Annotated in this window: 27 protein-coding genes; 16 read left to right on the top strand and 11 right to left on the bottom strand. The window is 62.5% G+C overall.

The window, feature by feature from the left end; all coding sequences use genetic code 11:
* Positions 1–82 precede the first annotated feature (82 nt).
* The 8 genes from rimI (at position 83) to WDJ60_RS10385 (ending at position 4222) form a co-directional block, all read left to right on the top strand.
* Entirely contained in the window at positions 83–547 is a 465-nt protein-coding gene (gene rimI / locus WDJ60_RS10420) for a ribosomal protein S18-alanine N-acetyltransferase (protein WP_340100331.1), read from the top strand.
* Between the two features lie 31 nt (positions 548–578).
* Positions 579–1013: a DUF5810 domain-containing protein gene (locus WDJ60_RS10415; RefSeq protein ID WP_340100329.1), complete on the top strand. Its 435-nt coding sequence runs from the start codon at positions 579–581 to the stop codon at positions 1011–1013.
* A 23-nt stretch (positions 1014–1036) separates the two neighbouring features.
* Positions 1037–1450 (top strand): DUF5809 family protein, encoded by a 414-nt coding sequence (locus WDJ60_RS10410; RefSeq protein WP_340100327.1) that lies wholly within the window; start codon positions 1037–1039, stop codon positions 1448–1450.
* Complete coding sequence (locus WDJ60_RS10405; RefSeq protein ID WP_340100325.1) at positions 1450–1884, top strand: hypothetical protein; 435 nt, start codon at positions 1450–1452, stop codon at positions 1882–1884. The genes WDJ60_RS10410 and WDJ60_RS10405 overlap by 1 nt, the downstream gene beginning before the upstream one ends.
* Positions 1881–2471 carry an NUDIX hydrolase gene (locus WDJ60_RS10400; protein ID WP_340100324.1) on the top strand — a complete coding sequence of 197 codons (591 nt, stop codon included), beginning with the start codon at positions 1881–1883 and terminating at the stop codon, positions 2469–2471. The genes WDJ60_RS10405 and WDJ60_RS10400 overlap by 4 nt, the downstream gene beginning before the upstream one ends.
* A gap of 55 nt (positions 2472–2526) precedes the next feature.
* Positions 2527–2898: a rhodanese-like domain-containing protein gene (locus tag WDJ60_RS10395; protein WP_340100323.1), complete on the top strand. Its 372-nt coding sequence runs from the start codon at positions 2527–2529 to the stop codon at positions 2896–2898.
* A gap of 310 nt (positions 2899–3208) precedes the next feature.
* Positions 3209–3721 (top strand): Lrp/AsnC family transcriptional regulator, encoded by a 513-nt coding sequence (locus WDJ60_RS10390; protein WP_340100322.1) that lies wholly within the window; start codon positions 3209–3211, stop codon positions 3719–3721.
* A gap of 198 nt (positions 3722–3919) precedes the next feature.
* Positions 3920–4222, top strand: coding sequence for a DUF7344 domain-containing protein (locus tag WDJ60_RS10385; protein WP_340100320.1), 303 nt, complete (start codon positions 3920–3922; stop codon positions 4220–4222).
* A 780-nt stretch (positions 4223–5002) separates the two neighbouring features.
* Here the strand turns inward: WDJ60_RS10385 and WDJ60_RS10380 are convergent.
* The 3 genes from WDJ60_RS10380 to WDJ60_RS10370 form a co-directional block, all read right to left on the bottom strand.
* Positions 5003–6952, bottom strand: coding sequence for an archaea-specific SMC-related protein (locus WDJ60_RS10380; protein ID WP_340100318.1), 1950 nt, complete (start codon positions 6950–6952; stop codon positions 5003–5005).
* Positions 6953–7068: 116 nt separating this feature from the next.
* Complete coding sequence (rdfA, locus tag WDJ60_RS10375; protein WP_340100316.1) at positions 7069–7680, bottom strand: rod-determining factor RdfA; 612 nt, start codon at positions 7678–7680, stop codon at positions 7069–7071.
* Positions 7681–8046: 366 nt separating this feature from the next.
* On the bottom strand, positions 8047–9210 hold the full coding sequence (locus tag WDJ60_RS10370) for an acyl-CoA dehydrogenase family protein (RefSeq protein WP_340100314.1): 1164 nt from the start codon (positions 9208–9210) through the stop codon (positions 8047–8049).
* A gap of 224 nt (positions 9211–9434) precedes the next feature.
* On the opposite strand from WDJ60_RS10370, the gene WDJ60_RS10365 reads away from it, so the two are divergent.
* Positions 9435–9851, top strand: a complete 417-nt coding sequence (locus WDJ60_RS10365; RefSeq protein ID WP_340100313.1) for a helix-turn-helix domain-containing protein — start codon at positions 9435–9437, stop codon at positions 9849–9851.
* A gap of 167 nt (positions 9852–10018) precedes the next feature.
* Here the strand turns inward: WDJ60_RS10365 and WDJ60_RS10360 are convergent, their stop codons facing one another.
* The 7 genes from WDJ60_RS10360 to WDJ60_RS10330 form a co-directional block, all read right to left on the bottom strand.
* Positions 10019–11692, bottom strand: a complete 1674-nt coding sequence (locus WDJ60_RS10360; protein WP_340100312.1) for a hypothetical protein — start codon at positions 11690–11692, stop codon at positions 10019–10021.
* A complete protein-coding gene (locus WDJ60_RS10355) occupies positions 11689–12525 on the bottom strand; it encodes an ABC transporter ATP-binding protein (protein WP_340100311.1) in 837 nt (278 codons plus the stop codon). Before WDJ60_RS10355 ends, WDJ60_RS10360 begins: the two co-directional genes overlap by 4 nt.
* 195 nt (positions 12526–12720) lie before the next feature.
* Complete coding sequence (locus WDJ60_RS10350) at positions 12721–13155, bottom strand: GtrA family protein (RefSeq protein WP_340100310.1); 435 nt, start codon at positions 13153–13155, stop codon at positions 12721–12723.
* The gene (locus WDJ60_RS10345) at positions 13152–14576 is read right to left on the bottom strand and encodes a sulfatase (protein ID WP_340100309.1); all 1425 of its coding nucleotides are present in this window, start codon (positions 14574–14576) and stop codon (positions 13152–13154) included. Before WDJ60_RS10345 ends, WDJ60_RS10350 begins: the two co-directional genes overlap by 4 nt.
* Before the next feature lie 386 nt (positions 14577–14962).
* A complete protein-coding gene (locus tag WDJ60_RS10340; protein WP_340100308.1) occupies positions 14963–15160 on the bottom strand; it encodes a CopZ family metallochaperone in 198 nt (65 codons plus the stop codon).
* A gap of 107 nt (positions 15161–15267) precedes the next feature.
* A complete protein-coding gene (locus WDJ60_RS10335; RefSeq protein ID WP_340100307.1) occupies positions 15268–15624 on the bottom strand; it encodes a DUF8147 domain-containing protein in 357 nt (118 codons plus the stop codon).
* A 52-nt stretch (positions 15625–15676) separates the two neighbouring features.
* Entirely contained in the window at positions 15677–16918 is a 1242-nt protein-coding gene (locus WDJ60_RS10330; protein ID WP_340100306.1) for an eIF2B alpha/beta/delta subunit family protein, read from the bottom strand.
* Positions 16919–17004: 86 nt separating this feature from the next.
* Between WDJ60_RS10330 and WDJ60_RS10325 the strand changes: the two genes are divergently transcribed.
* The 3 genes from WDJ60_RS10325 to WDJ60_RS10315 are packed head-to-tail and all read left to right on the top strand — an operon-like array spanning position 17005 to position 19269.
* Positions 17005–17496, top strand: a complete 492-nt coding sequence (locus tag WDJ60_RS10325) for a metallophosphoesterase family protein (RefSeq protein WP_340100305.1) — start codon at positions 17005–17007, stop codon at positions 17494–17496.
* A gap of 46 nt (positions 17497–17542) precedes the next feature.
* Positions 17543–18295: a coenzyme F420-0:L-glutamate ligase gene (locus tag WDJ60_RS10320; RefSeq protein ID WP_340100304.1), complete on the top strand. Its 753-nt coding sequence runs from the start codon at positions 17543–17545 to the stop codon at positions 18293–18295.
* On the top strand, positions 18292–19269 hold the full coding sequence (locus WDJ60_RS10315) for a 5,10-methylenetetrahydromethanopterin reductase (RefSeq protein WP_340100303.1): 978 nt from the start codon (positions 18292–18294) through the stop codon (positions 19267–19269). Before WDJ60_RS10320 ends, WDJ60_RS10315 begins: the two co-directional genes overlap by 4 nt.
* Here WDJ60_RS10315 and WDJ60_RS10310 read toward each other — a convergent pair.
* On the bottom strand, positions 19226–19531 hold the full coding sequence (locus tag WDJ60_RS10310) for a DUF8024 family protein (RefSeq protein WP_340100302.1): 306 nt from the start codon (positions 19529–19531) through the stop codon (positions 19226–19228). The two genes, WDJ60_RS10315 and WDJ60_RS10310, sit on opposite strands and share 44 nt — an antisense overlap.
* A gap of 11 nt (positions 19532–19542) precedes the next feature.
* On the opposite strand from WDJ60_RS10310, the gene WDJ60_RS10305 reads away from it, so the two are divergent.
* From WDJ60_RS10305 to WDJ60_RS10290, 4 genes are all read left to right on the top strand, one after another.
* Positions 19543–19851 (top strand): DUF7573 domain-containing protein, encoded by a 309-nt coding sequence (locus WDJ60_RS10305; RefSeq protein WP_340100301.1) that lies wholly within the window; start codon positions 19543–19545, stop codon positions 19849–19851.
* Between the two features lie 188 nt (positions 19852–20039).
* Positions 20040–20999 (top strand): AAA family ATPase, encoded by a 960-nt coding sequence (locus WDJ60_RS10300; RefSeq protein ID WP_340100300.1) that lies wholly within the window; start codon positions 20040–20042, stop codon positions 20997–20999.
* Complete coding sequence (locus WDJ60_RS10295; protein ID WP_340100299.1) at positions 20996–21973, top strand: DUF58 domain-containing protein; 978 nt, start codon at positions 20996–20998, stop codon at positions 21971–21973. Before WDJ60_RS10300 ends, WDJ60_RS10295 begins: the two co-directional genes overlap by 4 nt.
* Positions 21970–24138 (top strand): transglutaminase TgpA family protein, encoded by a 2169-nt coding sequence (locus tag WDJ60_RS10290; RefSeq protein ID WP_340100298.1) that lies wholly within the window; start codon positions 21970–21972, stop codon positions 24136–24138. The genes WDJ60_RS10295 and WDJ60_RS10290 overlap by 4 nt, the downstream gene beginning before the upstream one ends.
* Positions 24139–24214 lie beyond the last annotated feature (76 nt).

The following is a 24214-nucleotide window of genomic DNA, read 5'->3' as shown; positions in this document are numbered from 1 at the left end:
TAGACTGTCTCGGCATGTGGGATCAGCGCACTGCGTGACACCGGGCAGTAGCCATTTGTGCCCGCAGGAAGTAGGTGAACGTGTGACAACCGTCGCCTCGCCCGGTGATGGCCTGCGGGTTCGCCAGGCAGAGCGTGCGGACCTGCTTGCGGTCCATCGCATCGAGCAGGTCTCCTTTCCCCAGCCGTGGCCGTTCGATGCGTTCGAGCGCTATCTCGGTGAACCGGGGTTTCTCGTCGCCGATGGTGAGGCTATCGTCGGGTACGTCGTCGCCGATTCGGTGCCCAACCACGGCCGCCCGCTCGGTCATATCAAGGATATCGCTGTCCGCGAACGGCATCGCGGAGCAGGTATCGGCTCGACGCTGCTCGAACGGGCGCTCGGTGTTCTCGACGCTCGCGGGGTTTCGTCGGTCAAACTCGAAGTCCGGGAGTCGAACACCGGTGCACAGCGTCTCTATCGCGAGTTCGGCTTCGTCCACCGCCGGACGGTTCCCCGCTACTACAGCGACGGTGAGGATGCGCTCGTGCTCGTGTGCGACCAGTAGCCATTTCTCTCCGGCTCTCCACACGTCGGATATGGGCTACGCCTGTCCCGTCTGTGAGGACCCACAGTCCGATGCGATCCATCTGGCCAACCATCTCGCTTTTACCGCGCTCGTCCGGGGCGGCGACCACGAGGACTGGCTGGACGACCGCGTCCCCGACTGGGAGTCGATGGACGAGGAGACGCTCGGTGAGTACCTGACCGTCGAGGCCGACGAAACCGACTACCCACAGGTGTTCGAGGACACCACTGGTCAGGGCCACGACCATGCCGACCACGAGCACGCGGGCGGTCACGACAGTGGACGCGCCACCCAGGATATCTCTGATGCAATGCTGGCCGATGCGGAGCGCCAGTTGGCTGACGAGGACCTCGAGAACCCCGACGACGTGCTGGCCGAGGCGCGAGAACTGACCCGCAAGCGCCGCGCTGGCGCCGACGAGGAGAGCGACTCCGAAAGCGAATAGAGGCCGCCAACCAAAGGATACGTATGGACACCGAGGGGCTGTTCGCACCCGAGACGGCCGAGGCGGCCCGCGAGCGCTACGACGCGCTCGGCCCGACCGCACAGACGGTTGTGAGGGAAGTGACCCGCGCGATGGCGTTCGACGCCGCCGAGTACGACGACCGCGTCTCCAGCGAGGTCGTCGAGACGGCACGAGACGCGCTCTTTGCGTCCATGCTCGAAGTACGCGTCGGCACCCGCGCGGAATTTGACGAGTGGCGGGAGGCGACCGAGTACGCGGTTACCGTCGAAGGAAGCGAGAACGTCGACAACGCCGTTTGGCACGTCGCGCCGTTCGCCGAGGAGGCAGTTGCCGCCACCTACCACGAGAAGCGCCGGGCAGCAGTCGCCACCCTTCGCCGGCAGGCCTTCGGTCGCATCTACCGGGAGGTCGTCTGATGCGCACCCGGACGCGCAACGCTATCCTGGTCATCCTGGCTATCCTCGTCGCCCTGCTCGCGCTCGGAGCGCTCCCGGGCCTGCTCAAGAGCGGCGACCCCTACTATCTGACCGTCGAGCCACAGGGTGCCTGGAACGCGACCGACGAGCGCCTCGACGGAACGAACCAGACTGCAATCAACGTGAGTGAACTATCCGAGCAGCGGTACCCCTTCACGTCGACTGCACTCGACAACGCCAGTCCGAACTCGTCGGGACAGTCCGACCCCTACTGGCGGGGCCCAGTCGGTTTCAAGGAATCGTTCACCCACTCTGTGTTCGACGAACGTGAAGCACTCTCGCGCCAGAATGCCTCGGCTGCCGCCGACGAGGGTATCTACGTTCACGACGGCCGGACCGTGTATCTACTCACCATCACACAGACCGAACAATGACTGACGAGAACTCACCCGACGTATCGACTGGCACAGACCCCGAGGACAGCACGCTCGCCGACCACGACTGGCCGGTTCTCGACAGCGCCGTCGAGTACGAGACCGGCTGGTACGACGGCGGCTACGACGAGGTCGAACAGCCAGACGGCACCACGAAAAAATACTACTGGGCGGACCTGCCCGCTGCTGTCGTCATCGTCGCTCGGACTGGTGACGAACTCGTGATGGTCGAACAGTATCGCCCGGCCATCCGCGAGCGCCACCTCGAACTCCCCGCGGGTATCGTCGAGGACGGCGAATCGTTCACCGAAGCCGGCGCGCGGGAACTCCGTGAAGAGACCGGGTTCGACCCTGCCGGGGTCTCCCTGCTAGAGGACTTCTGGGTTGCGACGGGCGTGATGCGCCACCGACGAGGTATCGTCTTCGCCGAGGGGCTCGAACCCGTCGAGGTCGACCGTGACAGCAACGAGTTTCTAGAGGTCAGGACTGTCCCCGTCGACGACGCACTGGCCGTCGCACGCCGGCAGCCAGCTAACGACGCCACAATCGAGGGCGTCCTGTTGGCGCAGGCTGACGGACTGCTCTGAGCCACTGCCGCTGTCAAGCGTCACCGATATGTTTTCGTATCCCCCAGTGACAGCCATGGACGGCGAAATCGAGCCCGACCGGCTCGAAGCCAAACTCGACGGCGACGACGACCCCCTGGTCGTGGACATCCGCAATCCCCCAGCGTTCCAGCAGGGCCACATCCCCGACAGCGTGAACGTCCCACTCTCACGACTGACGCAGGACGTCGACGAGGTGGCCGACGCCGACCACGTCGTCACTGTCTGCCCGCACGGACAAGCCAGCATCAAGGCCGCCCGACTCATCGCTGCCTACGACGGCTTCGACGGGCGTGTCGACAGCCTCCACGGCGGGTTGACGGCGTGGGATGGCCCGCTCGATGTGCCCGCTGCTGACGGCAGTGAGGCCGACAGCGTTGCCGACGAGGGCCCCGAGGCACCGTTCTAGCGCCACGTACCTGCGTCGGTCACCGGTTCTCTAGAGCAGTAGTACCTGCTGGAGTTTTGCTTGTGTGGCTCTGTTGAAATCCTATTCATCAGACACAGTACAGCATGAAACAGCCGGTCGCTGAAGCCTGCGAACTGACCGCTGGTCGACCTGCCAATTGAGACAGCTGCTCTGACAGCTGTGTACGATGGGAGGCGCGAGGTTTGGACGATGCTTCACTTATATAGCGCCTCCTCGAACCGAGCAGTACAGGGCGCGAGCAGTCCGGACTGACCGACGACTCTTTTATTAGGCACCCCTATCTCCCAGTATGTCTGAGGACGAGAATACGTCTTCTGATGCAGACCCACAGGACACCGATACCGATCTCGATGCTGTTGACGAAGGTGTCCTGTTTGCGCTGCAACGGGACGCACGGAATGTGACCAGCGAAGAGATCGCAACCGAAGTGAATGTCTCCGCGAGTACAGTCCGCAACCGGATCGAAAAGCTCGAAACCGCGGGCGTCATCGAGAGCTACCAGCCTAAGATCAACTACGAACAGGCAGGATTTCCGCTTCTGATCCTGTTCGTTTGCACGATCGACCCGGATTCCCGAGGGACTGTCGCACAATCTGTACTCGACATAATGGGCGTGACTGATGTGACCGAAATGATCACCAGCGAGTATAACCTCTACATCGAAGTCGTCGCCACCTCAACCAAAGACCTCACGCGGATTACCGGCGAATTAAACGAGCACGGACTCAGAGTACATAGCTCGGAGATCATCACGAATCACTACAGCCAACCCTGGAGCCACTTCGAATACACTGGTGAGTAAATACCAGAAATGGGGTGTGGAAATAGGCTTCTAAGCCAAAAATATTGCTGAATTAGCAACCAATGGATTGCGGTATTCGCAACAGTTTTATCTGCCTCAGCCAACCCTCACTGGAGAGTGAATCCGCCGGGGGAAAGCGCGATCACTCAGAGAATACCCACCATGGCAGATCTCCAATCGACCCGACCAGTAGACCGTATGTTCGATGCGCTCAGCCACCCGTACCGCCAGCGGATCCTCATATTCGTCAGCGAGCACAATCCCCAAGATGAAGACGAGTCCAGTGTCGCAAATCTTGAACGAGAAGACGACGAAATCGAGCTCACACAAGTGGAATTATATCATGTGCACCTCCCCAAACTTGCCGATGCGGGATATATTGAGTGGGATGCGGACACTCATACGATTCGGCGGGGGCCAACCTTCGATGAGATAGCACCGTTGCTCCGGTTGATGGCCGAACTCACAGACGAATTACACGAGGGATGGTTGATACAATGAGCCAGCGTCTCCGCACATGGCTGTCCCGGTTTGGCGGTCGCACACAGTCTGAGACACCTTCCTGCCGCCAAGAGTCCGAGGATGAGGGAACCACGGTCCTCTATTCGTGTAATTCGTGTGACACGACGTATATCAGTGAGAATATGAACTCATGCCCGAAGTGCGATGAGACCGTCATCCAAGTCCCGTCGGAACGCGAGTTAGGAATTTCAACTAAATAACTGTTTGCTCCCAACCACTGGGAATTGGATGTCTTCGGTCGCTTGTCTCTCCGTCATTCAACACACTGGGTGGTAGTGAAACCTGACGGTGTTTATGCCCCTGTACGGTCTTTCAGTGTTAGTATGTAACAGCTACATCACCCGTCGCCCGTCCAGTCTGACCGCTGCCTCCCTCCCTTCCTCGGCAAGCCAATTCGTAGATAAGTTATTGTAATATAGGACAGCAAAAAATCCAATGATAACTTGAAAAAATGGCATATAAAATTAAAAAATCCTGCATCAAACCATCTAATACACAAATAGTGCTATTTTCCGATTCTATTAATCTATTCTGTTCAAATCGTAAAAATGTTAGCAACTCTCTGAGTGGCTGTGAAACGTCATTTCGAAATCTTGATTTTGTCGTCTTCAAATGCCTAAAATCGCTGTTCTGGGCACATCCTCACTTACTCTGTCTACAAACACCTCCGCTCTCTTATTACAATTACTTCTATAGATGCCTGGCTGGCATCAGGCGGGTCGTGCCAAGCTACTCGAATCGCGATGGCCGAGTTCGAACTCAGATTTCGGTGACGCGTTCGTAGTCGTCGTCCAGTGCCACAGCGTCCTCTTCGAGGAGGGCGACGACCAGGTGGTCGGCGTACTCCTGCATGTAGTCGACGAGCTTGGCGATGCGTTCGGAGTCGATTGCCTCCAGCGAGTCGAGCAGGATGAACGGGACGACCTCGTACACCTCGTGTGCGAGGTAGCCAGCCAGGGCGAAGATGAGCCCTGTCACTTCCCGTTCGCTCTCACTGAGGTGCTCGAAATCGTCCTCGTAGGCGACACCGTCGTCGGTGGTCCGGACGATGTGCAACCGGAACTCGGTTTTCGTCACCTTCCGGCGGCCTTCGCGGACTTTGCTTTCGGCGCGTTCGACCCAGATACGGTCGATGTTCGCGTAGTTCAGGATGTCGAGGACCGTCTCCATGTGGTCGTTGAACTCCTCGACGGCCTGCTCCTCGATGCGGTCGATGCGCGTCCGGAGGTCGGCAAGTTGCTCGGAAATATCGTCCTTTCGCTGTTCGAGCGTCTCTTTCTCCTCGATTTGCTCTTCTATCTCCGCAATCTCCGATTTGACGCCGTCGCGCTCGTCTTTCAGCCGGTCGAGTTGCAGTTCCAGCTCGTTGACCTCGCGGTGGGCTTCGAGTACTTCCGACCGGTCCTGCTCTTCGAGCTCTTCGACCGCCGTCTCGAGGTCGTCGATCTTCTCGGTTAGCTCCTCGCGCTTCGCTTCGAGATCGTCGATCTTCTCTGTCCGCTCCTCGATTTCTCGCTCGACCTCGTTGAGTCGTCGGTCGACTTCGCGCCGTTCCCGGCGAGCGGCGTCGATGGCCGACCGTTCGTCTTTGAGCTCTGCGAGTTCCGACTCGATGTCGCTTTGCTGGTTGTACTTCTCGGTCCGAAGCTCTTGCAGTCGGCTAATCGTCTTCTCGATTTTCTCCTGGTCGACTTCGGTCCCGCACGTCCAGCAGACGATAGACTCGTTCTCGTCGACCAGCTGGTCCGTCAGCGAGCCGTTCGTCTCCTCGCCACGGAGTGCTTCGGCGACATCACGGCTGGTCCCCTCCAGCATCTCTTCGTTGAACTGGATGACGTTCTGGAGCTTGCTCAGCTCCCGTTCGAGACGCTGTTTTCTATCGCGAAGGCCGTTGATTTCGGATTTGATCTCGTCGAGATCGCCTGTCTCCTCGTCGTCGAGCTCCGACTGCTGCTGTTCGAGGTCTTCCTGCTCCGCTTCGAGTGACTCCAGACTCTCGCGCTCGCTCTCGAGGCGGAACTCGGTCGTGTCCAGCTCCGACCGGGCCTGCTGGAGCTCTTTCATCTTGGCTTCGAGTTCGGACTGCTCGGCGCGGGCCTCTTCTGCGTCGGCGGACCGCTCTTCGAGTTCCGTCTGTGCCGACTCGAGTTCCGCACGGGTCTCCTCGATCTCCTCGTCGAGGTCGACCAGCTGTGACTCCAGGCCCGGGAGCCGCTTCTTGAGCGACTCTCGTTTCTGTATCTGGTCTTCAATATCGTCGCGTTCGGCCTGAAGCTGTCTGATCTCGGCCTTTATTTCGTCGGCGTCGACGGGCTTCATGATGATGTCCCGGAGGTCGCCACCGAGCGCGACTGTCCGACGGGCCTCGTTTGACTCGATGAGGAAGGCAAAGAGGTCAGCGAGTTCGGGGTCGTCGAGGTACGGGTCGCCGCCGAGCGCTATCGTGTCGGCACGCCGCTCCAGTTCGCGGGTGTACTCGTCGTCGCCAATCTGGAGGCTGACGTGCCCGTGGTCTGCGTCGCCTTTGAGCGAGGCGTGTTCGCTTCCCAGCGCGGCCATGATTGCCTGGAGGAGGGATGTCCTGTTGGTCGCGTTTCGCCCGGTCAGGATTGTCACTCCGGGCTCGAACTCGACTGTGGTCTTCTCGATTCCACCGATATTCTCGGCCTGTAAACGGACCTGCTTCTGGGCTACCTTTTTTGTCTCCATATTTATACCGAAATGGGCCCTTGTTATAAAAACCTCCGGAACGCGCCGACAATTGACGACTCCGCGATGCTCATCATGGTGTGTCTCACTGCGTCAAAAAGAGATAGCCGGCAGTCTCACTCACATTCACAGCCGCCTCGCTGGAGGAGACTCGACAGTTCGTACTGGCTCTCACAGTCCTGGCAGTACACTCGCAGGTCGACGGTGGTGTCGAACGACCCCAGCGAAATCGTCCCGTCGTTCTGCAGTTCCGACAGCGAGTTCTCCATGACTGCAGCCGTTCTGCTCCGAAGTCGCTGGATGCGCTGTTGGTGTTTCTCGATCGGGTCGGTGTCGTCGGTCTCGTCTTTTGTCACACCGAGTGCCTTCGTGAGGTAGGTGTAGACGGCCTGGTGAGTGACGAACTCCGTTTCGAGTTCGTCGACATCGACGCCTGCACGCTCCAGGCGGTTGCGCTGCTGGGTCCGCACCCCGACACTCACATCGTCGTCTGTGAGGAGGCGATAGGCGTTCTCCGCCTCTCCATCTAGCGGGTCCATCCCTGCTTCCTCCATCGCCTGCCGCATCAGTGCGACGTTTATTCGCTCTGCCAGTGCCCTGAGACTCGCCGATTCGTCTCCGTCTCCTGCCCACAGCTCGGGCAACGCCTCGTGGAGGTCCAGCAGGTCGTGTTCTGAGAGGACTCGTCCGACCTTGTATCTCGTTTTCACGTCGGTTTCGTTTGCCATCTGTTTCTGTATTAGACGAAACGATACTTACACATTGTGACTCACGCGACCCAGGGAGTGACAGATACCTGGACGCCCCGTTATATTACATGAATCTAATCATTTTCCAGTTGTATATGGAAACTTATCATTCACACGAAGGAATCTAAGAGCAATAATACAATTCATGTACTGCATTTCGAGAACAGAATCTGTCGAAAACTATTCAGATAGAATAAAAATATTACTATCTATGATATTCTAGTAGATGGGTACTACCACCGCCAGTTACCCTGTGCAGAAGAGCGGACGTTACCCGCGATTTTGGTCTGTTGCAGCGCCAGAGGGTGACAACGGTATGGCTGTAATGCAATAGCAGCGGGATGCTCATTCGAACGCCGGAATGCCAGTCAAGTCGTGACCGACGATGAGCGTGTGGATGTCGTGTGTCCCCTCGTACGTGTACACTGTCTCCATGTTCGCCATGTGGCGCATCGGCGAGTAATCGGCCGTGATGCCGTTGCCACCGAGAATTTCCCGGGCGATACGGGACTGGTCGCGGGCCATCCGGACGTTGTTTCGCTTTGCCATCGACACCTGCTCGGGGCGCATCTCTCCCGTCTCTTTTAGTTCGGCCAGTCGGTGTGCCATCAGTTCGGCCAGCGTGATCTGGGTCGCCATCTCGGTGAGCTTCTCCTGTTGTAGCTGGAAGCGAGCGATTGGGCCACCGAACTGCTCGCGGTCCTGTGCGTACTGCAGTGCGGTCTCGAAACAGTCCGTGGCGGCACCGACAGCACCCCAGACGATGCCGAAGCGGGCCTGTGTCAGACAGGACAACGGCCCGCCCATTCCGTCGATACCTGGCAGGACGTTCGCCTCAGGGACCCACGCGTCGTTCAGATGGACTTCGCCGGTGATGGAGGCGCGAAGCGACAGCTTGCTGTCTATATTCTCGGTCGTCACCCCGTCCCGGTCGGTCTCGACGAGGAACCCGCGCACCGGGGTCTCGGGATCTGATCTCTCACGCGCCCAGATGAGAGCGACGTCGGCGATCGGTGCGTTCGTAATCCATTTCTTCGTTCCGTTGAGGACGTACCCGCCGTTCTCCCGTTTTGCGCTGGTTTCCATCCCGCTCGGGTTCGAGCCGTGTTCGGGTTCTGTCAGGCCGAAACAGCCCACCGCCTCACCGGCTGCCAGTTTCGGGAGCCACGATTCTTTCTGTTCGTCGGACCCGTACGCGTAAATCGGATACATCACGAGCGCACCCTGGACGCTGGCCATCGAGCGCACGCCCGAATCGCACGCCTCCAGTTCCCGCATCAGGAGTCCGTACGCCGTCTCACTGACGCCCGGTAATCCGTATCCTTCCAGATTCGGTGCGTAAAAGTCTAAATCTCCCATCTCCGTGATGATGTCCGTCGGAAACGTCCCCCGCTGCCAGTGGTCGGCAATCTCCGGCTGGACGGTGTTCTGGACGAACTCGCGGGCTGTCTCCTGAATGAGTCGCTCCTCTTGAGACAGGCGGCGTTCCAGATCGAAGTAATCGAACATAGTAGCACGCTGTCGGTGACCGCCAATAGGCTTTTCCCGCCACTGTGTGACTGGTCTGTGTCGACGGGCGGCCACCGAGCCGACACGCTTCGTAACTCGCTGTCGACACTCCTCCGCAGTATCGATCGCGGATGCCTTTCGCATCTTGTCTAGAAGTAATTGTAAATATTATCTGGATATAGATTAGTAGTTAGAATTTTATACGCGCGCCCATACCGTCGGACATGAGCAAACTCGACGGCGTCTCGGCGGACGCTCTCCGCGACAGGCTCGACGACGTCGAGAGTGCGAAAGCCGCAAAGCGGTTGATGGTCGCGCTCGCGTATCTTGACGGGGTTTCGGTGTCGGAGCTCAGCGACCGGTACGGGGTGCCAGCGTCGACGCTGTACTACTGGCTCGACCGCTTCGAAGAGCGCTCGCTCGACGATGCCATCGAAGACCAGCAGCGGCCGGGACGGCCGAGTAAACTCGATGCTGACGAGCGTGCAGCGTTCGAGACTGCGCTTCGACAGTCTCCTCGCGATGTTGGATACGACGCTGACGCGTGGTCTCCGGAACTCGCCCAGCAGCATCTCGACGAGACGTTCGGCGTGTCGTATTCACTCGGCCATATCCGACACTACTTCGGACATCTACTGTAAAAACCACCCAAAAACCGAAAAAGCAGAACAATTCTGCACGCGAACTGCTGATCTATTGCCCCTGTCCCAGGTGGCGAACTCACCGGGAGGGTCAACGGATTTCTCGACTGAAGGCTACAATATCCTCGACAACGAATACAATTACTTTTCTGAACTCTGGTCGACACTCACTCCAGTGTATAGGTGTCGAACCGTCGAACCGCGTACCGATAGGAGATGACTGGAGCGATTGCCAGTCCGATGAGTACTGTCGCGGCGAGTGGAGCGAGCGTTTCGGCGTCGATAGCCAGGCCGAACGGGAGCAGCCAGCTCAGAACGAACGCAGCCAGTCCCCTGATGGCGTCGTCGTAGACGATGGCGGCTGCCGTGGCCGTTCCGAGCAGATGGAGCGTAAAGAGCAGGAAGGCAAGCAAACTCGGAATGACTGTTTTCACCGAGCGGGTGACGTTGACCGCCTGAAAGCGCGGAAACGCCATCCCGATACCGACAGAGAGCGCGCTGGCAACGACCATCAACACCGGCGCGCTGGTGACCAGTAGCAGTCGGGTCGGTGTGTCCAGTGGACTGAGTGTGGCCGCTATCGCGGTCAGGACGACACCCGCCGGGACGGCGACAATGAGACTCGCCAGCAGGTGAGCGTGGACGAACCGACGGCCGTCGACGCGGCTCAACAGCGTGGGTGGGAGGCCAGCACCCTGGTCGCCGAGCGGGTTCAACGTGAAGATGACGCCGGCTGCCCACGTAACGAACACGACTGTCCCGACAGCGAGAGCGGGCGGGACCGTGCCGGTCTGCACGATGTCGGCAATCCAGCCGACGACGAAGAGCAGTGGGTAGGCGGCGTACAGCAGTTTCAGCGGGGCGCGTGCCGCTCGCCGCCACGCGAGGACGACCAGCGCTGCGGTCGGAACACCCAGATACGGCGCGAGTCGTCGTTCCAGCCCCGACTTCGCAGTCGCTGGTGCCGACCGCTCGTCGTCCGCCTCGGTCTCACCGGCAAGCGCGGGGTCGGAAAACCAGTGCAGAGCGGCCAATCGTGTTCCTGCGACGGTACCGATGGCACCCAGTCCGACCGTGAGCCCGAGCGCCCCGAGTGCCCGGAGCGGCGTCGCATCGACCCCGGGAACGCCGAGGACGAGCAGGTCCGCGAACCATCCGGCCGGAGATTCCTGGAGCGGGTTGAACAGCGCGACGATCGCGCGGTTCAACGTTCCCGTGACGATGAGTGCAAAGTAGACGAGAAACACTGCGACGATGAGCACGCCCTTGTTGCGGGCGACGAACCGAAACCGGGTGACGAAGTGACGGATGCCGAGACCGAGAGGGTAGCCCACGGCGACGGCGGTGACAGCGATGGCCGCGACGCCGGCGGGGAATGTCACCAGCGGCCAGCCGACCCCCGTGCCGAGCGCGAGCCCGGTCCCGATACCGAGTGTCGGACCGCCGAGCCACAGCAGGACGTAGACGAACTCCGAGACGAGTAGCCCGGTTAGTGCTTCCCGTGTCGAAACGATGGTCAGCACGCCCTCGGCGTTGACCAGCGTTCCCCGCTGACCGACGCCGCGAATGACGACGACGACAGAGAGTACGAGCCCAAGTACCGCGATGATTCCCCGTAGCGCGCCGATTGCGTTCGGAGGTACGGTAATATCGCCAGCAACGAGTGCGTCGCCGGCACGGTACGCGAGATAGCCGCCGCCGACTGTCACCGCCGCGAGCAACAGCGCAAAGACGCCTGTCGAGACGAGCGTTCCGAGTCCGCTGTCCCGGTCGGTGTGCTTGCGGGCCATCCGCGTCACGTCGATGCGTGCCAGTCGGAGAGCGTGGGATATCCCGCTCATCGGCTCCTGTCACCGGGTATCTGGTCTTCCTGTTCGCCATCGGCCGGTTCGTCAGCGTGATCGGCCGTCACCGAGAGGAAGACGTCTTCGAGGCTGCTGCTCTCGCCGCGTTCGGCCCGCCGCGTCAACGACGCCGGCGACCCCTCGGCGACCAGCCGCCCCTCGTTGAGGACACCCACGGTGTCCGCGAGTTCATCCACGACCGAGAGGATGTGCGTCGAGAGAAAGACCGTCGTCTCGTCGGCCGCGAGGTCCGCAATGAGGTCTTTGACCGTCCGAGCGGCCCGCGGGTCCAGTCCCGAGGTCGGTTCGTCCAGAAAGAGAACTGTCGGCTCGTGGATAACTGTCTGGATGAGTCCGATTTTCTTGCGCATTCCTGTCGAGTACCCTTCCTGGCGGCGGTCGGCAGCGTCGAGGAGGTCGAACCGCTGCAGATAGCTCTCGATGCGCTCGTCGGCGACAGCGGCCGGGATGTCGTGGAGTGCAGCGACGTGGCGCAGTTGTTCGCGTCCGGTGAGTTCGTCGAACAGGGGCGGCTCTTCGGGGAGATAGCCGATGTGGTCGATGAGCGTCTCGCGGTCGTCGATGCTGATGCCGACGATGCGAGCGGTTCCCGACGTGGGTCGGGTCAGCGTCGTCAGCATTCGCATCGTCGTCGTCTTGCCGGAGCCGTTGGGGCCGAGAAATCCGTAGACCGTCCCCGGCGGAATAGAGAGGTTGAGGTCGTCGACAGCTACGACGTCGTCGTAGCGTTTCGTCAGACCATCTGTCTCGATGGCGGGCTTTCCGGATTGTGGAGGATGGGTGGACCCGTGGGCGGACTGGTCGCTCATGCCTTCGTGTACGGACACGTCTCATTTCAACGTTCGCGCTGTACGGCGACCAGGCTCTCAATGCAAGATGTGGTGGCTCAGTTTGAGTTCTCATCACAAGGGGCTGAGCGGGGGTAACGTCTCGTCATCGCCACCAGTGTTTCGTCGGGTATCCACGCGCAAAAGTGTCGCGTCTTTTCCCAGGCAACGCGGCCGTCACTTCCAGGTCCACCGCGCGTCGAGCACGTACCGATACAGCCCGCTGATGAAGATCGCGACAGCGTTCGCGAGCAGATACGGAACGCCCTGCCATTCCACGAGAACGTAGAGAATAGCAAGCTGTATGGGGATTGCTGTCCCGCGGACGACGTTCGTCTTGAGGAGTCCGAACAGATAGCCTGTCAGACTGGTCTTCTGAGAGCTCTGGAAGGTCCACGCGTTGTTGAGAACGTACGCCAGAATAATCGTTAGTTCGATGGCGATGGTCGCACCCACCAGATAGTTCAGATTTGCTCTGTCGACGAACAGCCACAGGAGTACCATCTGGACGCCGGCTGCGAACGTTCCGACAAGCACGAACCGACGGAGTTGTTTCGCGACCGGACCGTACACCAGATTTCGAAGGAACGAACGCGGGGACTGGAACATCATCGATAGCCTAGCGCCTCCAGCCGGGCTCCGAGGTCGTCGTCGACGTCGTCTCTCTGTTCCCCTGTCTGGTCGCGGAGCAGACTGGCGTGGTCGTCGACGATCGTACTGAAGCGGTCGAGTATCTGTCGCTCTTTTGCAGTGTCCACGTCCGAGCGGTCGTCCTGTTGTGTCGGGTCCGACGGCCGGTAGTACAGCTCCGCCGACCCGTCGTCGACGTTCTCGATGTACGTCCAGTCCCGGTCCCGGACACTGACGAGTAGCTCACCATCGGAGAGCGCCCGCGGAATCGGCTGTGCCGTCACCTCTTCGCCGCGAACGGTGACGGAGACCACTGGCTCGTCGACCGGGGGCTCGCCGTCGACGACACTCGTGATAAGTGACTCACCGTACCAGCCGTCTGGCGAGTCGACGTCCATGAGGTCGGTTATCGTCGGCGGAATGTCGTCGAGCCCGACCTGCTGGTCGATCCGACGGCCCGCTGTGCCGGGAACGTCGACGACGAGCGGCACCCGAATCAGCTCGTCGTATAGCTTCGGATAGTGGGCGAGGTGGCCGTGCTCCTGGAACTCCTCGCCGTGGTCGCCAGCCAGGACGACAGCGGTTTCGTCCTCGACACCGCTCTCCGAGAGCGTCTCCAGCAGTCGGCCGATGCTGGCGTCGATCTGCCGGACCGCCGCCTGGTAGAGCGTCCGAAGATCCGCGAGCGTTCGCTCGCCGACTTCCCAGCCCAGTCCGGTCCGCGTATGGGCGTGTAGCATCCGATGGGTCCCGAGCAGATTCGACGACACCTCCCGGATGTACCGTGGCGCTGGGACGTACGGTGTGTGCGCGTCCATGTAGTGAATCCACAGGAAGAACGGCGACTCCGTCTCTTCGATGAACGACGCTGCGGCGTGTTCGACGTCGAACATCCGGGACGTATCGAGGAACGGCCGGTCGTCGGTTTCGCCGCGAAACCACGATCCCAGCCGACGAACGGGAGCTGTCGCCAGTTGCAACCAGGCTTCGACTGTCGGATGGGTTGCAAGATATCGGCTGTAGATACTGGACCCGACGCTCGCGACGAACGGTTCGAACTCGTCGAAGCCGTCGTCGTATCCCCAATGGGAGGTGAGGAATCCGTTCGCCGCGTTGAACCCACCGGTCGAAACGTCGCTGTCAGCCAGCACCTCTGCGAGTGTCTCTGACCCGTCCACACCGATCTGCCCGGTCTCGGCGAACACCGGCTGTGACGCCAGAATCGATGGGAACGAGAACGGCGTCCAGTTTCCGGTCGCAAAAGCGCGCTCGAACACGGTTCCGCGTTCGGCGAGCGAATCCATCACCGGCGTGTGGCGCTCGTCGTCGTAGGCACCGATTGCGTCCGCTCGTAACGAGTCGACCGTAACGAGGACGACGTTCGACGTATCGCTAGTGTCCATGTTCGGTGGAAGCTTCGGCGTCTCCCCGTCCCGTGAGCTGTCGGTTCGGCGGTCTCAGCGGCGTTCGTGAACTGGTCTTCCGCTGGAAAAGGCGGGTATGTACCCAGCCAAAAGACCCATTCGAAGGAGACACCACTATATCAACCGAACAGGTAGTTAGCGGCTTTATTGTTTCGATATTCTGGACAGTACGCTGTGGAAACCACCTGAACAACTGTCGACAAATATCCGATGTGGGACGTGGCGTCGAGGAACTGTCTGAACCGGGGGAATCGTCTCGACCTGTCTGAGTCATCTCTCGTCAGCCGAGTCGCGGTGTCGACTCTGGCTGCAGCGTCTCTCGGCACGAAACGCGTCGCTCTACGGTGCGTTTCGACTGGCTCGAATCAGACCGAGGCAGTGTAACCGGCGTCCTCGACGGCTGCGACGAGCGCGTTGGTATCGGCGTCGCCCTCGACAGTCGCCTGTTCGTTCTCGCGGTCGACGGTCACGCTCTCGACACCGGCGACGCCTTCGAGCGCTTCCTCGACGCTCTGTTCGCAGTGGTCGCAGCTCATTCCTTCGACGGTGAGGGTAAGAGACATCAGTCGACTGGAGGGGCGCGATACTTATGAAATTTCTACTCTGTGCCGGGCTCTCCGACGCAACCGACCCTGTAACCGAACGAGTAGCGGTCGACACTTCAATGGCGCTACCGCTCTCGACTCCACAGCCCCAGATACGTCAGCACAGCTGCGATCAGTCCCGCGCCAGCGGCGACCGTTCCCGAAAAGAGTCCTCTGGCGAGATTCACGTAGCTCAGTGCCGCAAACCCGATGACAGTGAGTCCGAACGCCGCGTACGCGCTCATCGCCCGTCGTTCCATCTCGTCGAGTCCGTCGAACGCCACGGCGACGGTTGCGAATACGATGAGACCGGCGAGAACGCCGACCGGCAGGCCGATGAGCGCCGAGAACTCGAAATCGAGGAGTTCGATGACGAGGACGGCCACGACCAACCCAGTCGTCAGTCCGGCCCCGAGTGCCGTAAGTGCGTGGCGGACGTTCATACTGGTTCGTTCATCGGCTGTTGATAAATAGTCCTCACCTGCTGATTGGTACTTACCACTCGGTGTAGCGTCGGTGGCGGTCGACGGCGCGCTCGACCGCCGCCTGGTCGAGCAGTCCCAGTTCCGTCACGATCGCGTCGATACAGTCCGGCGGCGTCACGTCGAAGGTCCGATTCAGCACCGTCACTGACTCGTCCCCGTCGTACAACTCTGCTGACTCTCGCGGCTCGAGGCCTATCTCGCCGTCCGGTGACAGCTTGTCGACCGCTGCCGTCACCAGCACATCGATACCTTCGAGGGAACTGGAAATCGCGGCGGCGCGGGTTCCGACCTTGTTGACGACGCGGCCGTCTGCCAGAACGGTGTCCGCGCCGACGAGTAGCACGTCGGCGTCCCAGGTGTCGAGCGCGTGGGCGAAGCCGGCGTCCGTTGTCAGCGTCACGTCCGTCTCGTCGGTCAGCGTTTCGGCGACGGCGACTCCCTTTCGGCCGGGACGGGACTCGGCGACGAGCACTGCTTCGGGGTCGGCGTACTGCAGCGCCTGGAGGACGGTCCCTGACCGGGAGAGCGTGGCGACGCGGCAGTCGGCGACGTGGTCGACGGCCTGCTCTGCTGCGCGTCGATCGGCACTGACTGCCCGCTCGATTGCCGCGGCCGCGACGTGCTCGACTGGTCGTGCAGTGTCGGCGTCCCGGACTGCGTGCATGACGCGATTGACGCGGTTGCGGACGACCGACATCGAGGGGCGAGCGTCGAGTAGTGCGCGGGCAACGTCGAACAACTCCTCCCGGTCGCCGTCTGCCGTTCTGGCGGCCTCGTCGCGGAGCACTTCGAGTGCTCGCACGGAGATGTACGCCGAACCGTGTTCGCGGTCGGAGGCGACCGTCTCGACGGTGGGCCGCACGCGGTCGTAGGATGTCCAGAGCTCCGGGACCGTCTCGCGGTGGAATATCGCTGTGGGGGCGACCCACTCGTACGCACTGGTCTCCCAGTTCGGTGTCACGTCGCGGTGGCCGGCGTCGAAGAGAAACGGGTGGACCGTCCAGCGAATCCTGGCCTGTTCGTCCGCGACGGCAAACGGCTCCCCGCGACGGACGAGGGTCACCGCTTCGTCGGGGTCTAGCCCCGTCTCCTCACGGATTTCTTGTCGAGCGGCGGCCTCAGGATCCCTGTCGGCGTGGCCGGCGACTGCCCCCCACAGTCCCGCGTAGCTGCCGACCTCGTCGCTGCGCCGACAGAGCAAGACAGCTCCCTCGTGGCGCAGAAAACAGGTGACGACCGCCCGCTCTTCCATGTTCGCTGCGTTGACACCCGCCGACTATCAACCCCTGGGTTTCGTGGTAACGTGGCACATTTGTAGCCAGCACTCACAGGTTCGGTATGGACGTTGCACTCATTTCGGATACGCACATTCCCTCGCGCGCCCAGCGGATTCCCGATGCCTTCCGCGAGCGCATCGAACAGGCAGACCACGTGATTCACGCCGGCGATTTCGACTCGAAGGGTGCGCTCGCCGATATCAAAACACTGGCTTCCACTCTCACCGCAGTCTCCGGGAACATGGACCCACGAATCGGTCTGCCGGCCGTCGCAACCACCGAACTCGACGGGGTAGAGTTCGTCGTCACCCACGGCACTGGGTCGCCCCGCGGGTACGAGCAACGGGTTGCCAACACCATCCACGAGTACGCAGAGACGGACACCGCAGTCGGCGTCTCCGGGCATACCCACGACGTTCTCGACACCACACACGACGGCGTTCGACTCCTGAACCCCGGCAGTGTGACTGGTGCCAGTCCGGCCACCCGGACGACGATGATGGTGGCGACCGTCGAGGACGGGGCGATTACCGTGGAGTTGCACGAACTGTAGTCTCCGGTTCCGGGCCGCTTTTACTCTCGCACTGCCCACCACTGATATGAACGTTTTCGCCGTCGAGGGACTGCCGGAGGTGCGGCCGGGTGACGACGTGGCCGCACTCATCGACGAGCAGGTCGACCTCCGCCCGGACGACGTGGTCTGTGTCGCCAGTACCATCGTCTCGAAGGCAGAGGGCCGACAGGCAGACCTCGACAACTACCAGGCCGGCGAGCGCGCCCGCTCGATCGCCGAGCGCGTCGGCGCGGCCGCCGGCGAGGAGAAGGACCCGCGCTTCGCACAGGCGGTCATCGACGCCAGCGACGAACTGCTCATCGACTTTCCCATCATGCTCGCGGTGACGCCGTTCGGTCACATCACGGTCAACGCCGGCATCGACCGCTCGAACATCCCCGGGGCGGACCTGCTCTTGCTCCCCGAGAGCCCAGGTGCAAGCGCGCGGACGCTCCACGAACGACTGGACGCTCGCGTCGTCGTTACCGACACCTCGGGCCGACCGTTCCGCTACGGACAGCGCGGCGTCGCTCTCGGATGGGCCGGCCTCCCGGCCGCCCGCGACTGGCGCGGCGAACACGACCGGGAAGGCAAGGAACTCACCGCCACCGTCCAGGCCGTCGTCGATGAACTCGCTGCCACCGCGAACCTCGTCACCGGCGAGGGCGACGGCGGGACCCCGGTCGCGGTCATCCGGGACTGGGAGTTCGGTGCCCACAACGGTAGTGACGAACTGTTCCGCGAACCGGAGGACGACATCGTCCGGCGGGCGCTCACCGCCTGGGAGGGCGCAGAATGATCGGACTCGAACTCACTCCGGAACATCCCGTCTCGGAACTCTCCGACCTCGCGGTTCGAGCCGAGGGAGCGGGCTTCGACACGATTTTCGCCAGTCACCACTACAACAACCGCGACGAGTTCGTCGCGCTCGCAGATATTGCTCGCGCGACCGACGAGGTGCGCCTCGGCCCGGGAATCACGAACCCCTACGAGACTCATCCCGTGACGCTGGCCTCGCGGTCGGCGACGCTGGACGAACTCTCGGACGGGCGCGGTGTCTTCGGCGTCGGCGCTGGCGACCGCTCGACGCTCTCGAATCTCGGCTACGACGACGAGCGCCCGCTCCGACGAGTGCTGGAGACGATGCAGGTCGCGCGCCGCCTCTGGGACGGCGAGCGCGTCGACCACGACGGCACCTTCCAGGCTGTTGATGCTGGCCTCAACTACGATGCCCGCCGGCTCCCGGTCTACGTCGGCGCACAGGGGCCAGACATGACCCGGATGGCGGCCAAGTACGCCGACGGCGTCCTCTTCAACGGTTCACATCCCCTCGACATCGCGTGGGCGAGCGACCGTGTCGAGGAGGGACTCGACGACCGGCCCGACGAGCGCGGGGAGTTCGACTTCGCCGCCTACGCCAGCGTCAGCATCGCCGAGGACGCCGACGACGCACGCGAGGCAGCGCGCCCGCCGGTCGCCTTCATCGCTGGGAGCGCGCCCCCGCCGGTGCTCGACCGGCACGACCTGGATCGGGAACTGGCGGGTGAAATCGGCGAGACGATTGCTGCCGGCGAGTTCAGGGAGGCGTTCGGGCTGGTCACGCCGGCGATGGTCGACGCGTTCTGTATCGCGGGCACGCCCGACACGGTCGAATCGCGGGTAGAAGCAGTGATGGCCGAGGCCGACAGCATCGTCGTCGGGTCACCGCTGGGGCCGGACCTGGAAACGGCTATTGACCTGGCTGGCGGGGCCGTCCGCCGGGCTCTGGCGTGAAGAGATCCGCGATGGATCCGAGCGTGAGCAGCGTGAAGTAACCGACAGACAGGAGGACGAACACGCTACCGACGGCGAGCATGAGTGCACCGAGCGGGTCGTGCATCGCCACGTCGGCGAACTTGCCGGGCATATCCAGAATGCTCTGGAACAGCTCTCTGATGAACATATCCGGGTGTTTTGCCCCACGATACTTGTGTGCTTCCATCCGGGCGACGCGTGCCGGATGGGGCTCTCCGACACCGCTAAGGGACGTGCGCACACTGTGTCGGTATGGACGATACCTCGCTCGACGACTTTCTCTCCGGTGACGACAGCGAGGAGACGGCGTCCGGTGTGGACGAGTCGGAATCTGACGTGCGCGAACCGGCGTCGGATGCAGACGAACCGATGTCGGACTCGGAGCGTTCCCAGCAGGAACCCGACGGCTCAGATGCGACCGAGAGCGAGTCTGCCCAGCCCGCGACGACGACGTCGCGGTGGGACGCCGAGGGAACCACGTGCGCCGCCTGTGGTGAGACAGTCCACCGGGTCTGGGACGGCCCCGATGGTCTGGTCTGTGCGACGTGCAAAGAGTGGTAGAACTCACCCGCAGCCTTACTACTCTTCGGCCGCAATGTCCTCCTGATGAAGGTTCGTGATCACGTGTGTCATAGCTCACCGAATCGGGGCTGTGAGACACGGCCGCGGATCCACAGACAGCGGTTGTGTCGACTGGATACGGCCGCTGCCGTCGCCACTCACCGCCACGCCGTCGTCCCTCGCCACCTATGACAGATACCGAGACAGAATCTCCGGAGGTACAGCCAGAGCGCGCTATCGAACGCGCGAGCGCGGTCGTCGACGAGGTCATCGCCAACGTCGAGAGCGTCATCGTCGGCCACCACGACGAAATCGAGCACATCATGACCGCACTGCTGGGTCGGGGACACGTCCTCCTCGAAGACGTGCCCGGCGTCGGAAAGACGATGCTCGCTCGGTCGGTCGCCGAATCCTTTGACGGCTCGTTCAAGCGCGTCCAGTTCACGCCCGACCTCCTCCCCTCGGACGTGACCGGCGTCAACATCTACAACCAGCAGACCCAGACCTTCGAGTTCCGTGAGGGCCCCATCTTCGCCAATGTCGTCCTCGGGGACGAAATCAATCGCGCACCACCGAAGACACAGAGTGCGCTGCTGGAAGCGATGGAGGAAAACCAGGCTACTGTCGACGGGGAGACCCACAGTCTGCCCAGTCCGTTTACCGTTATCGCGACACAGAACACCGTCGAGGGTGACCGCGCGTACGACCTCCCGATGGCCGAAATCGACCGCTTCATGAAGAAACTCCACCTGGGCTACCCCGACGAGGCCGAGGAGACGGAGCTACTCGGTCGCGTCGTCGGCGACCACCCGATCGAGACGCTCTCCTCGGTCGCGACGCTGGACGACCTCCGGGCCGCTCGCGAGGCGACGGCACGGACTACCGTCAGCGAACCGCTCCGGACCTACGCGACCAGGCTGGCGATCCACACGCGCGAGAACGCCCAGATCGGCGTCAGTCCGCGCGGCACCATCGCGCTCCTCCAGGCAGCGCAAGCCCGTGCGGTCCTCGCTGGCCGCTCCTACGTCATCCCGGACGACGTGAAAGCGGAGGCGCCGGCCGTGCTGACACACCGGATTCGAACGGCGACCGACCACACCGCGAGCGCTGTCGTCGAGGCGGCACTCGCTACTGTCGACCCGGAATGAGACTCACTCGTCGCGGCTGGGGCGCGCTCGTCGTCGTCGCGCTCGCGTACACGGCTGCGTATCTCGCTGGCGCACGGGCGTTGAACGCTATCGCCGCACCCATCCTCGCTGCGCTCGCGGTCGGTGCACTCCTCGTCTGGCGCGCCGAGGAGCCAAGCCTCACCTACGGCTCTCTTCAGTCTGGCTACCCCGGCCAGACGCGGACACTGCGCGTCGACGTAAACGGTAGCGGGCTGGTCACGCTCGTCCAACCACTGCCCGACGGCATCGAAGCGGACACCATCGATGCGGCGGTGACGCCACCGCACTCACTCGAGCGAGTGCTGACACTCGCCGACCGTGGTATCTACCGGCTGGCCGCGCCGACGGTCCGACAGCGGGACCCGCTCGGACTCGTCAGCCGACGCGTCGATGTCGACGCCGACCTGGAAATCGTCGTCTATCCGCCGGTGACGACCACCGACGACGTGCGCTTATCGCAACTGTTTGCCGACGAACTGGCTGCCGAACGCCAGGAGTTCGACCGCCTCCGCGAGTACGCGTCCGGTGACCCGCTGAAGAACGTCCACTGGAAGTCCAGTGCGAAGTACGACGACTTCCTCGTCATGGAGTTTGCGCCCGCACAGCGAACGGAGTCGGTCCACATCGTCGCCGATGCGACCCCCGGGAACGCCGACGCGATGGCCTCGGCTGCGGCGACGCTCGCACTCGGTGCACTCGATGCTGGACTGAGCGTCGAACTCACCGTCCCCGGCGAACGCGTCCCGTCCGGCACCGGGACCGCACACAGGGAGAGCCTGCTTCGGGCCCTCGCCGGTGTTCGGTCGGGCACCGTCCCCTCGCCCGTTCACGACGAGACCGATATCTCGATCCGCGCGGAGAGCGAGAATCCACGGGTTCACGTCGGCGACCGCACCGAGCGCTTCGACGACCTGCAAACGACCAGCCGACCGGTCGGGGAGGTATCCGTATGAGTACTGATACCGTCGGCTCGCTCGGCCGCATCAGCGCGTGGGTGCAACCGGACATGCGGCCGATGCGCGTGCTCGCACTCGCGGGGCTCCTGGCGCTCCTCGTCTCGCTGCTCGCGGTGTTGCACGGTATCGTCGTCGTCTCCGGAGAGCCCACGACATTCTATGTGCTGGTCGCCGGCACCCTGGCTGCAGCGACGGCGTTCGCCCGCGTGTTGCGGGTAACGCTCGCACTCTCGCTTGCCGCCGTCTTGCTCGCTATTGGACTGGTTCTCTACGTCGGGGCGCTGTCTGACAACCCGCAACTCGGTGCGCTCCTCGCGAGCAACGTCGAACTGCTGAGCGGCAAGTCGATACTGGAGATCGAGGCGTCGACGCTGTGGGCGCTCTCGGTGACGCCGACGCCCGTGTTCGTGACGTGGTATCTGGGGGTGCGCGGGTGGTATACGAGCGCCACCGCCGTCGCCGGTGGGATGTTGACCTACTTCGTACTGACCGGCGATGCCGGACTCCCGACGACGCTGCTGGGTGTGGTCGGCGCCGCGGCGGCGCTCGGATTCGGTGACCTCGATCGGCGGGAACACTCCAGGGGTGCAGTCGAAGCGGTCGCAATCGCGCTCGCGATCATGGTCGTCACGCCGCTGATCGTCTCGGTGGTGCCCGGGAGCGTTGGGTTCCCACTGGGGTTCGACCCCGATACCAGTGCGGACCAGAGCGGGACAATCGAGGCCAGCCTCCTCTCGGCGGACTCGGAGTTCGAACTCGCAGGCTCTCTCGAACTCTCGCCGAAAGTTCGGTTCACGGTCACCGCGTCGGCACAGCACTACTGGCGTGTCGACAGCTACAACCGGTACACTGGTGACGGCTGGGTGCGAAGCGGTGAACCAGTCGCCTACGAGGACGCGCGCCTTCCCGGTCCGCCGGGCGAATCGACGCGCGTGCGGCAGGTGTTTCGCGTCGAGTCTGCGGCCAGCGTGATGCCGGCCGCCTGGCGACCGCTTGCCGTCGACGGCCCGACCGACTCGACGCAGGTCACGAGCGAGTTCGGACTCGCACCGATGGACACACTGGAGCCCGGTGACCGATACGAGGTCCTCAGCGCAGTGCCGAGTGCAACCCCACGGGAACTTGCGGGCACTGGAACTGACGACCCACAGCACATCGAAAACCGCTACACGCAGCTCCCAGCGAGCACGTCTGATCGGGTGAGCGAGCGGGCTGCTGCTATTGTCGGGGAGACGGACAACCGCTATTCGGCCGCCCGCCGCGTCGAACAGTGGCTTGAGGCGAACAAGGAGTACTCGCTGGACGTGGCACGACCGGACAGCGATGTCGCCGACTCGTTTCTCTTCGAGATGGACCGGGGCTACTGCACCTACTTTGCAACGACGATGGCAGTGATGTTGCGGACACAGGACATCCCGGCGCGCGTCGCCGTTGGATATACGCCCGGCCAGCAGGTCGATCAAAACGAGTACGTCGTCCGTGGATACGACTCTCACGCCTGGGTCGAAGTGTACTTCCCGGGCGAGGGCTGGACCAAATTCGACCCGACCCCGGCCGGACCGCGTCAAGCAGCTGAAGAGGACCGGCTCGCCGACGCGCGCGACAATGACACCGACGGTGTCGATACCGACCGGTCCGAAGACCCGACACCAACTCCGACGCCGAGCGGCCTGGATTCGTCGCCGACGACACCCACACCGACGACACCGACCCCGGACAACGACAGCCAGGACTCACTGGAGAACTTCTCCGACCCCACACCGTTCGAGGACGACACCGACAGAAGCGGTGGTCTGCCGGACCTCCCTCCAACCGACCGGCTCGTGCTCGGACTGATAGCGCTCGTGGGGGCCGCCGCGGGTATCCGCCGGAGCAATCTGGCAGACCGGGTGTACCGCTGGGGCTGGCTTCGCTACCTCCCGCGGCGCGACCCGAAAACCGACATCGAGGCGGCTTACCGTCGGCTAGCGTACGTTCTCGAACGCCGCCACCGGCCCCGTCGGACCGGCGAGACTGTCCGCGAATACGTCGAGGCGGTCGATGCGGACCCGGCAGCGCGGGAACTGGTCGACCGCTACGAGCGGACGCGGTACGGGAACGAGGTAACCGAGGCGATGGCCGACGAGGCAATCGACCTGCTTGCCCGCGTGCGTCGGTCGTAGCGGAGGTCTCGTCGGCTGGGGGTCCCGACAGTGTTTAATAGGTTGATTTCGTACGGCGAACTGTAATGTCGGAAGT

The organism is Salinibaculum salinum, from assembly GCF_037645885.1.
GTDB lineage: Archaea > Halobacteriota > Halobacteria > Halobacteriales > Haloarculaceae > Salinibaculum > Salinibaculum salinum.
The sequence above is the reverse complement of the archived record's forward strand: the minus strand, read 5'-3'. Positions and strand labels throughout refer to the sequence as shown.

Bases quoted from the DNA above. Each gene is read 5' to 3' on its own strand.
- WDJ60_RS10415 (WP_340100329.1), top strand. From the start codon at position 579: ATGGGCTACGCCTGTCCCGTCTGTGAGGACCCACAGTCCGATGCGATC.
- WDJ60_RS10410 (WP_340100327.1), top strand. From the start codon at position 1,037: ATGGACACCGAGGGGCTGTTCGCACCCGAGACGGCCGAGGCGGCCCGC.
- WDJ60_RS10405 (WP_340100325.1), top strand. From the start codon at position 1,450: ATGCGCACCCGGACGCGCAACGCTATCCTGGTCATCCTGGCTATCCTC.
- WDJ60_RS10400 (WP_340100324.1), top strand. From the start codon at position 1,881: ATGACTGACGAGAACTCACCCGACGTATCGACTGGCACAGACCCCGAG.
- WDJ60_RS10395 (WP_340100323.1), top strand. From the start codon at position 2,527: ATGGACGGCGAAATCGAGCCCGACCGGCTCGAAGCCAAACTCGACGGC.
- WDJ60_RS10390 (WP_340100322.1), top strand. From the start codon at position 3,209: ATGTCTGAGGACGAGAATACGTCTTCTGATGCAGACCCACAGGACACC.
- WDJ60_RS10385 (WP_340100320.1), top strand. From the start codon at position 3,920: ATGTTCGATGCGCTCAGCCACCCGTACCGCCAGCGGATCCTCATATTC.
- WDJ60_RS10380 (WP_340100318.1), bottom strand. From the start codon at position 6,952: ATGGAGACAAAAAAGGTAGCCCAGAAGCAGGTCCGTTTACAGGCCGAG.
- rdfA (WP_340100316.1), bottom strand. From the start codon at position 7,680: ATGGCAAACGAAACCGACGTGAAAACGAGATACAAGGTCGGACGAGTC.
- WDJ60_RS10370 (WP_340100314.1), bottom strand. From the start codon at position 9,210: ATGTTCGATTACTTCGATCTGGAACGCCGCCTGTCTCAAGAGGAGCGA.
- WDJ60_RS10365 (WP_340100313.1), top strand. From the start codon at position 9,435: ATGAGCAAACTCGACGGCGTCTCGGCGGACGCTCTCCGCGACAGGCTC.
- WDJ60_RS10360 (WP_340100312.1), bottom strand. From the start codon at position 11,692: ATGAGCGGGATATCCCACGCTCTCCGACTGGCACGCATCGACGTGACG.
- WDJ60_RS10355 (WP_340100311.1), bottom strand. From the start codon at position 12,525: ATGAGCGACCAGTCCGCCCACGGGTCCACCCATCCTCCACAATCCGGA.
- WDJ60_RS10350 (WP_340100310.1), bottom strand. From the start codon at position 13,155: ATGATGTTCCAGTCCCCGCGTTCGTTCCTTCGAAATCTGGTGTACGGT.
- WDJ60_RS10345 (WP_340100309.1), bottom strand. From the start codon at position 14,576: ATGGACACTAGCGATACGTCGAACGTCGTCCTCGTTACGGTCGACTCG.
- WDJ60_RS10340 (WP_340100308.1), bottom strand. From the start codon at position 15,160: ATGTCTCTTACCCTCACCGTCGAAGGAATGAGCTGCGACCACTGCGAA.
- WDJ60_RS10335 (WP_340100307.1), bottom strand. From the start codon at position 15,624: ATGAACGTCCGCCACGCACTTACGGCACTCGGGGCCGGACTGACGACT.
- WDJ60_RS10330 (WP_340100306.1), bottom strand. From the start codon at position 16,918: ATGGAAGAGCGGGCGGTCGTCACCTGTTTTCTGCGCCACGAGGGAGCT.
- WDJ60_RS10325 (WP_340100305.1), top strand. From the start codon at position 17,005: ATGGACGTTGCACTCATTTCGGATACGCACATTCCCTCGCGCGCCCAG.
- WDJ60_RS10320 (WP_340100304.1), top strand. From the start codon at position 17,543: ATGAACGTTTTCGCCGTCGAGGGACTGCCGGAGGTGCGGCCGGGTGAC.
- WDJ60_RS10315 (WP_340100303.1), top strand. From the start codon at position 18,292: ATGATCGGACTCGAACTCACTCCGGAACATCCCGTCTCGGAACTCTCC.
- WDJ60_RS10305 (WP_340100301.1), top strand. From the start codon at position 19,543: ATGGACGATACCTCGCTCGACGACTTTCTCTCCGGTGACGACAGCGAG.
- WDJ60_RS10300 (WP_340100300.1), top strand. From the start codon at position 20,040: ATGACAGATACCGAGACAGAATCTCCGGAGGTACAGCCAGAGCGCGCT.
- WDJ60_RS10295 (WP_340100299.1), top strand. From the start codon at position 20,996: ATGAGACTCACTCGTCGCGGCTGGGGCGCGCTCGTCGTCGTCGCGCTC.
- WDJ60_RS10290 (WP_340100298.1), top strand. From the start codon at position 21,970: ATGAGTACTGATACCGTCGGCTCGCTCGGCCGCATCAGCGCGTGGGTG.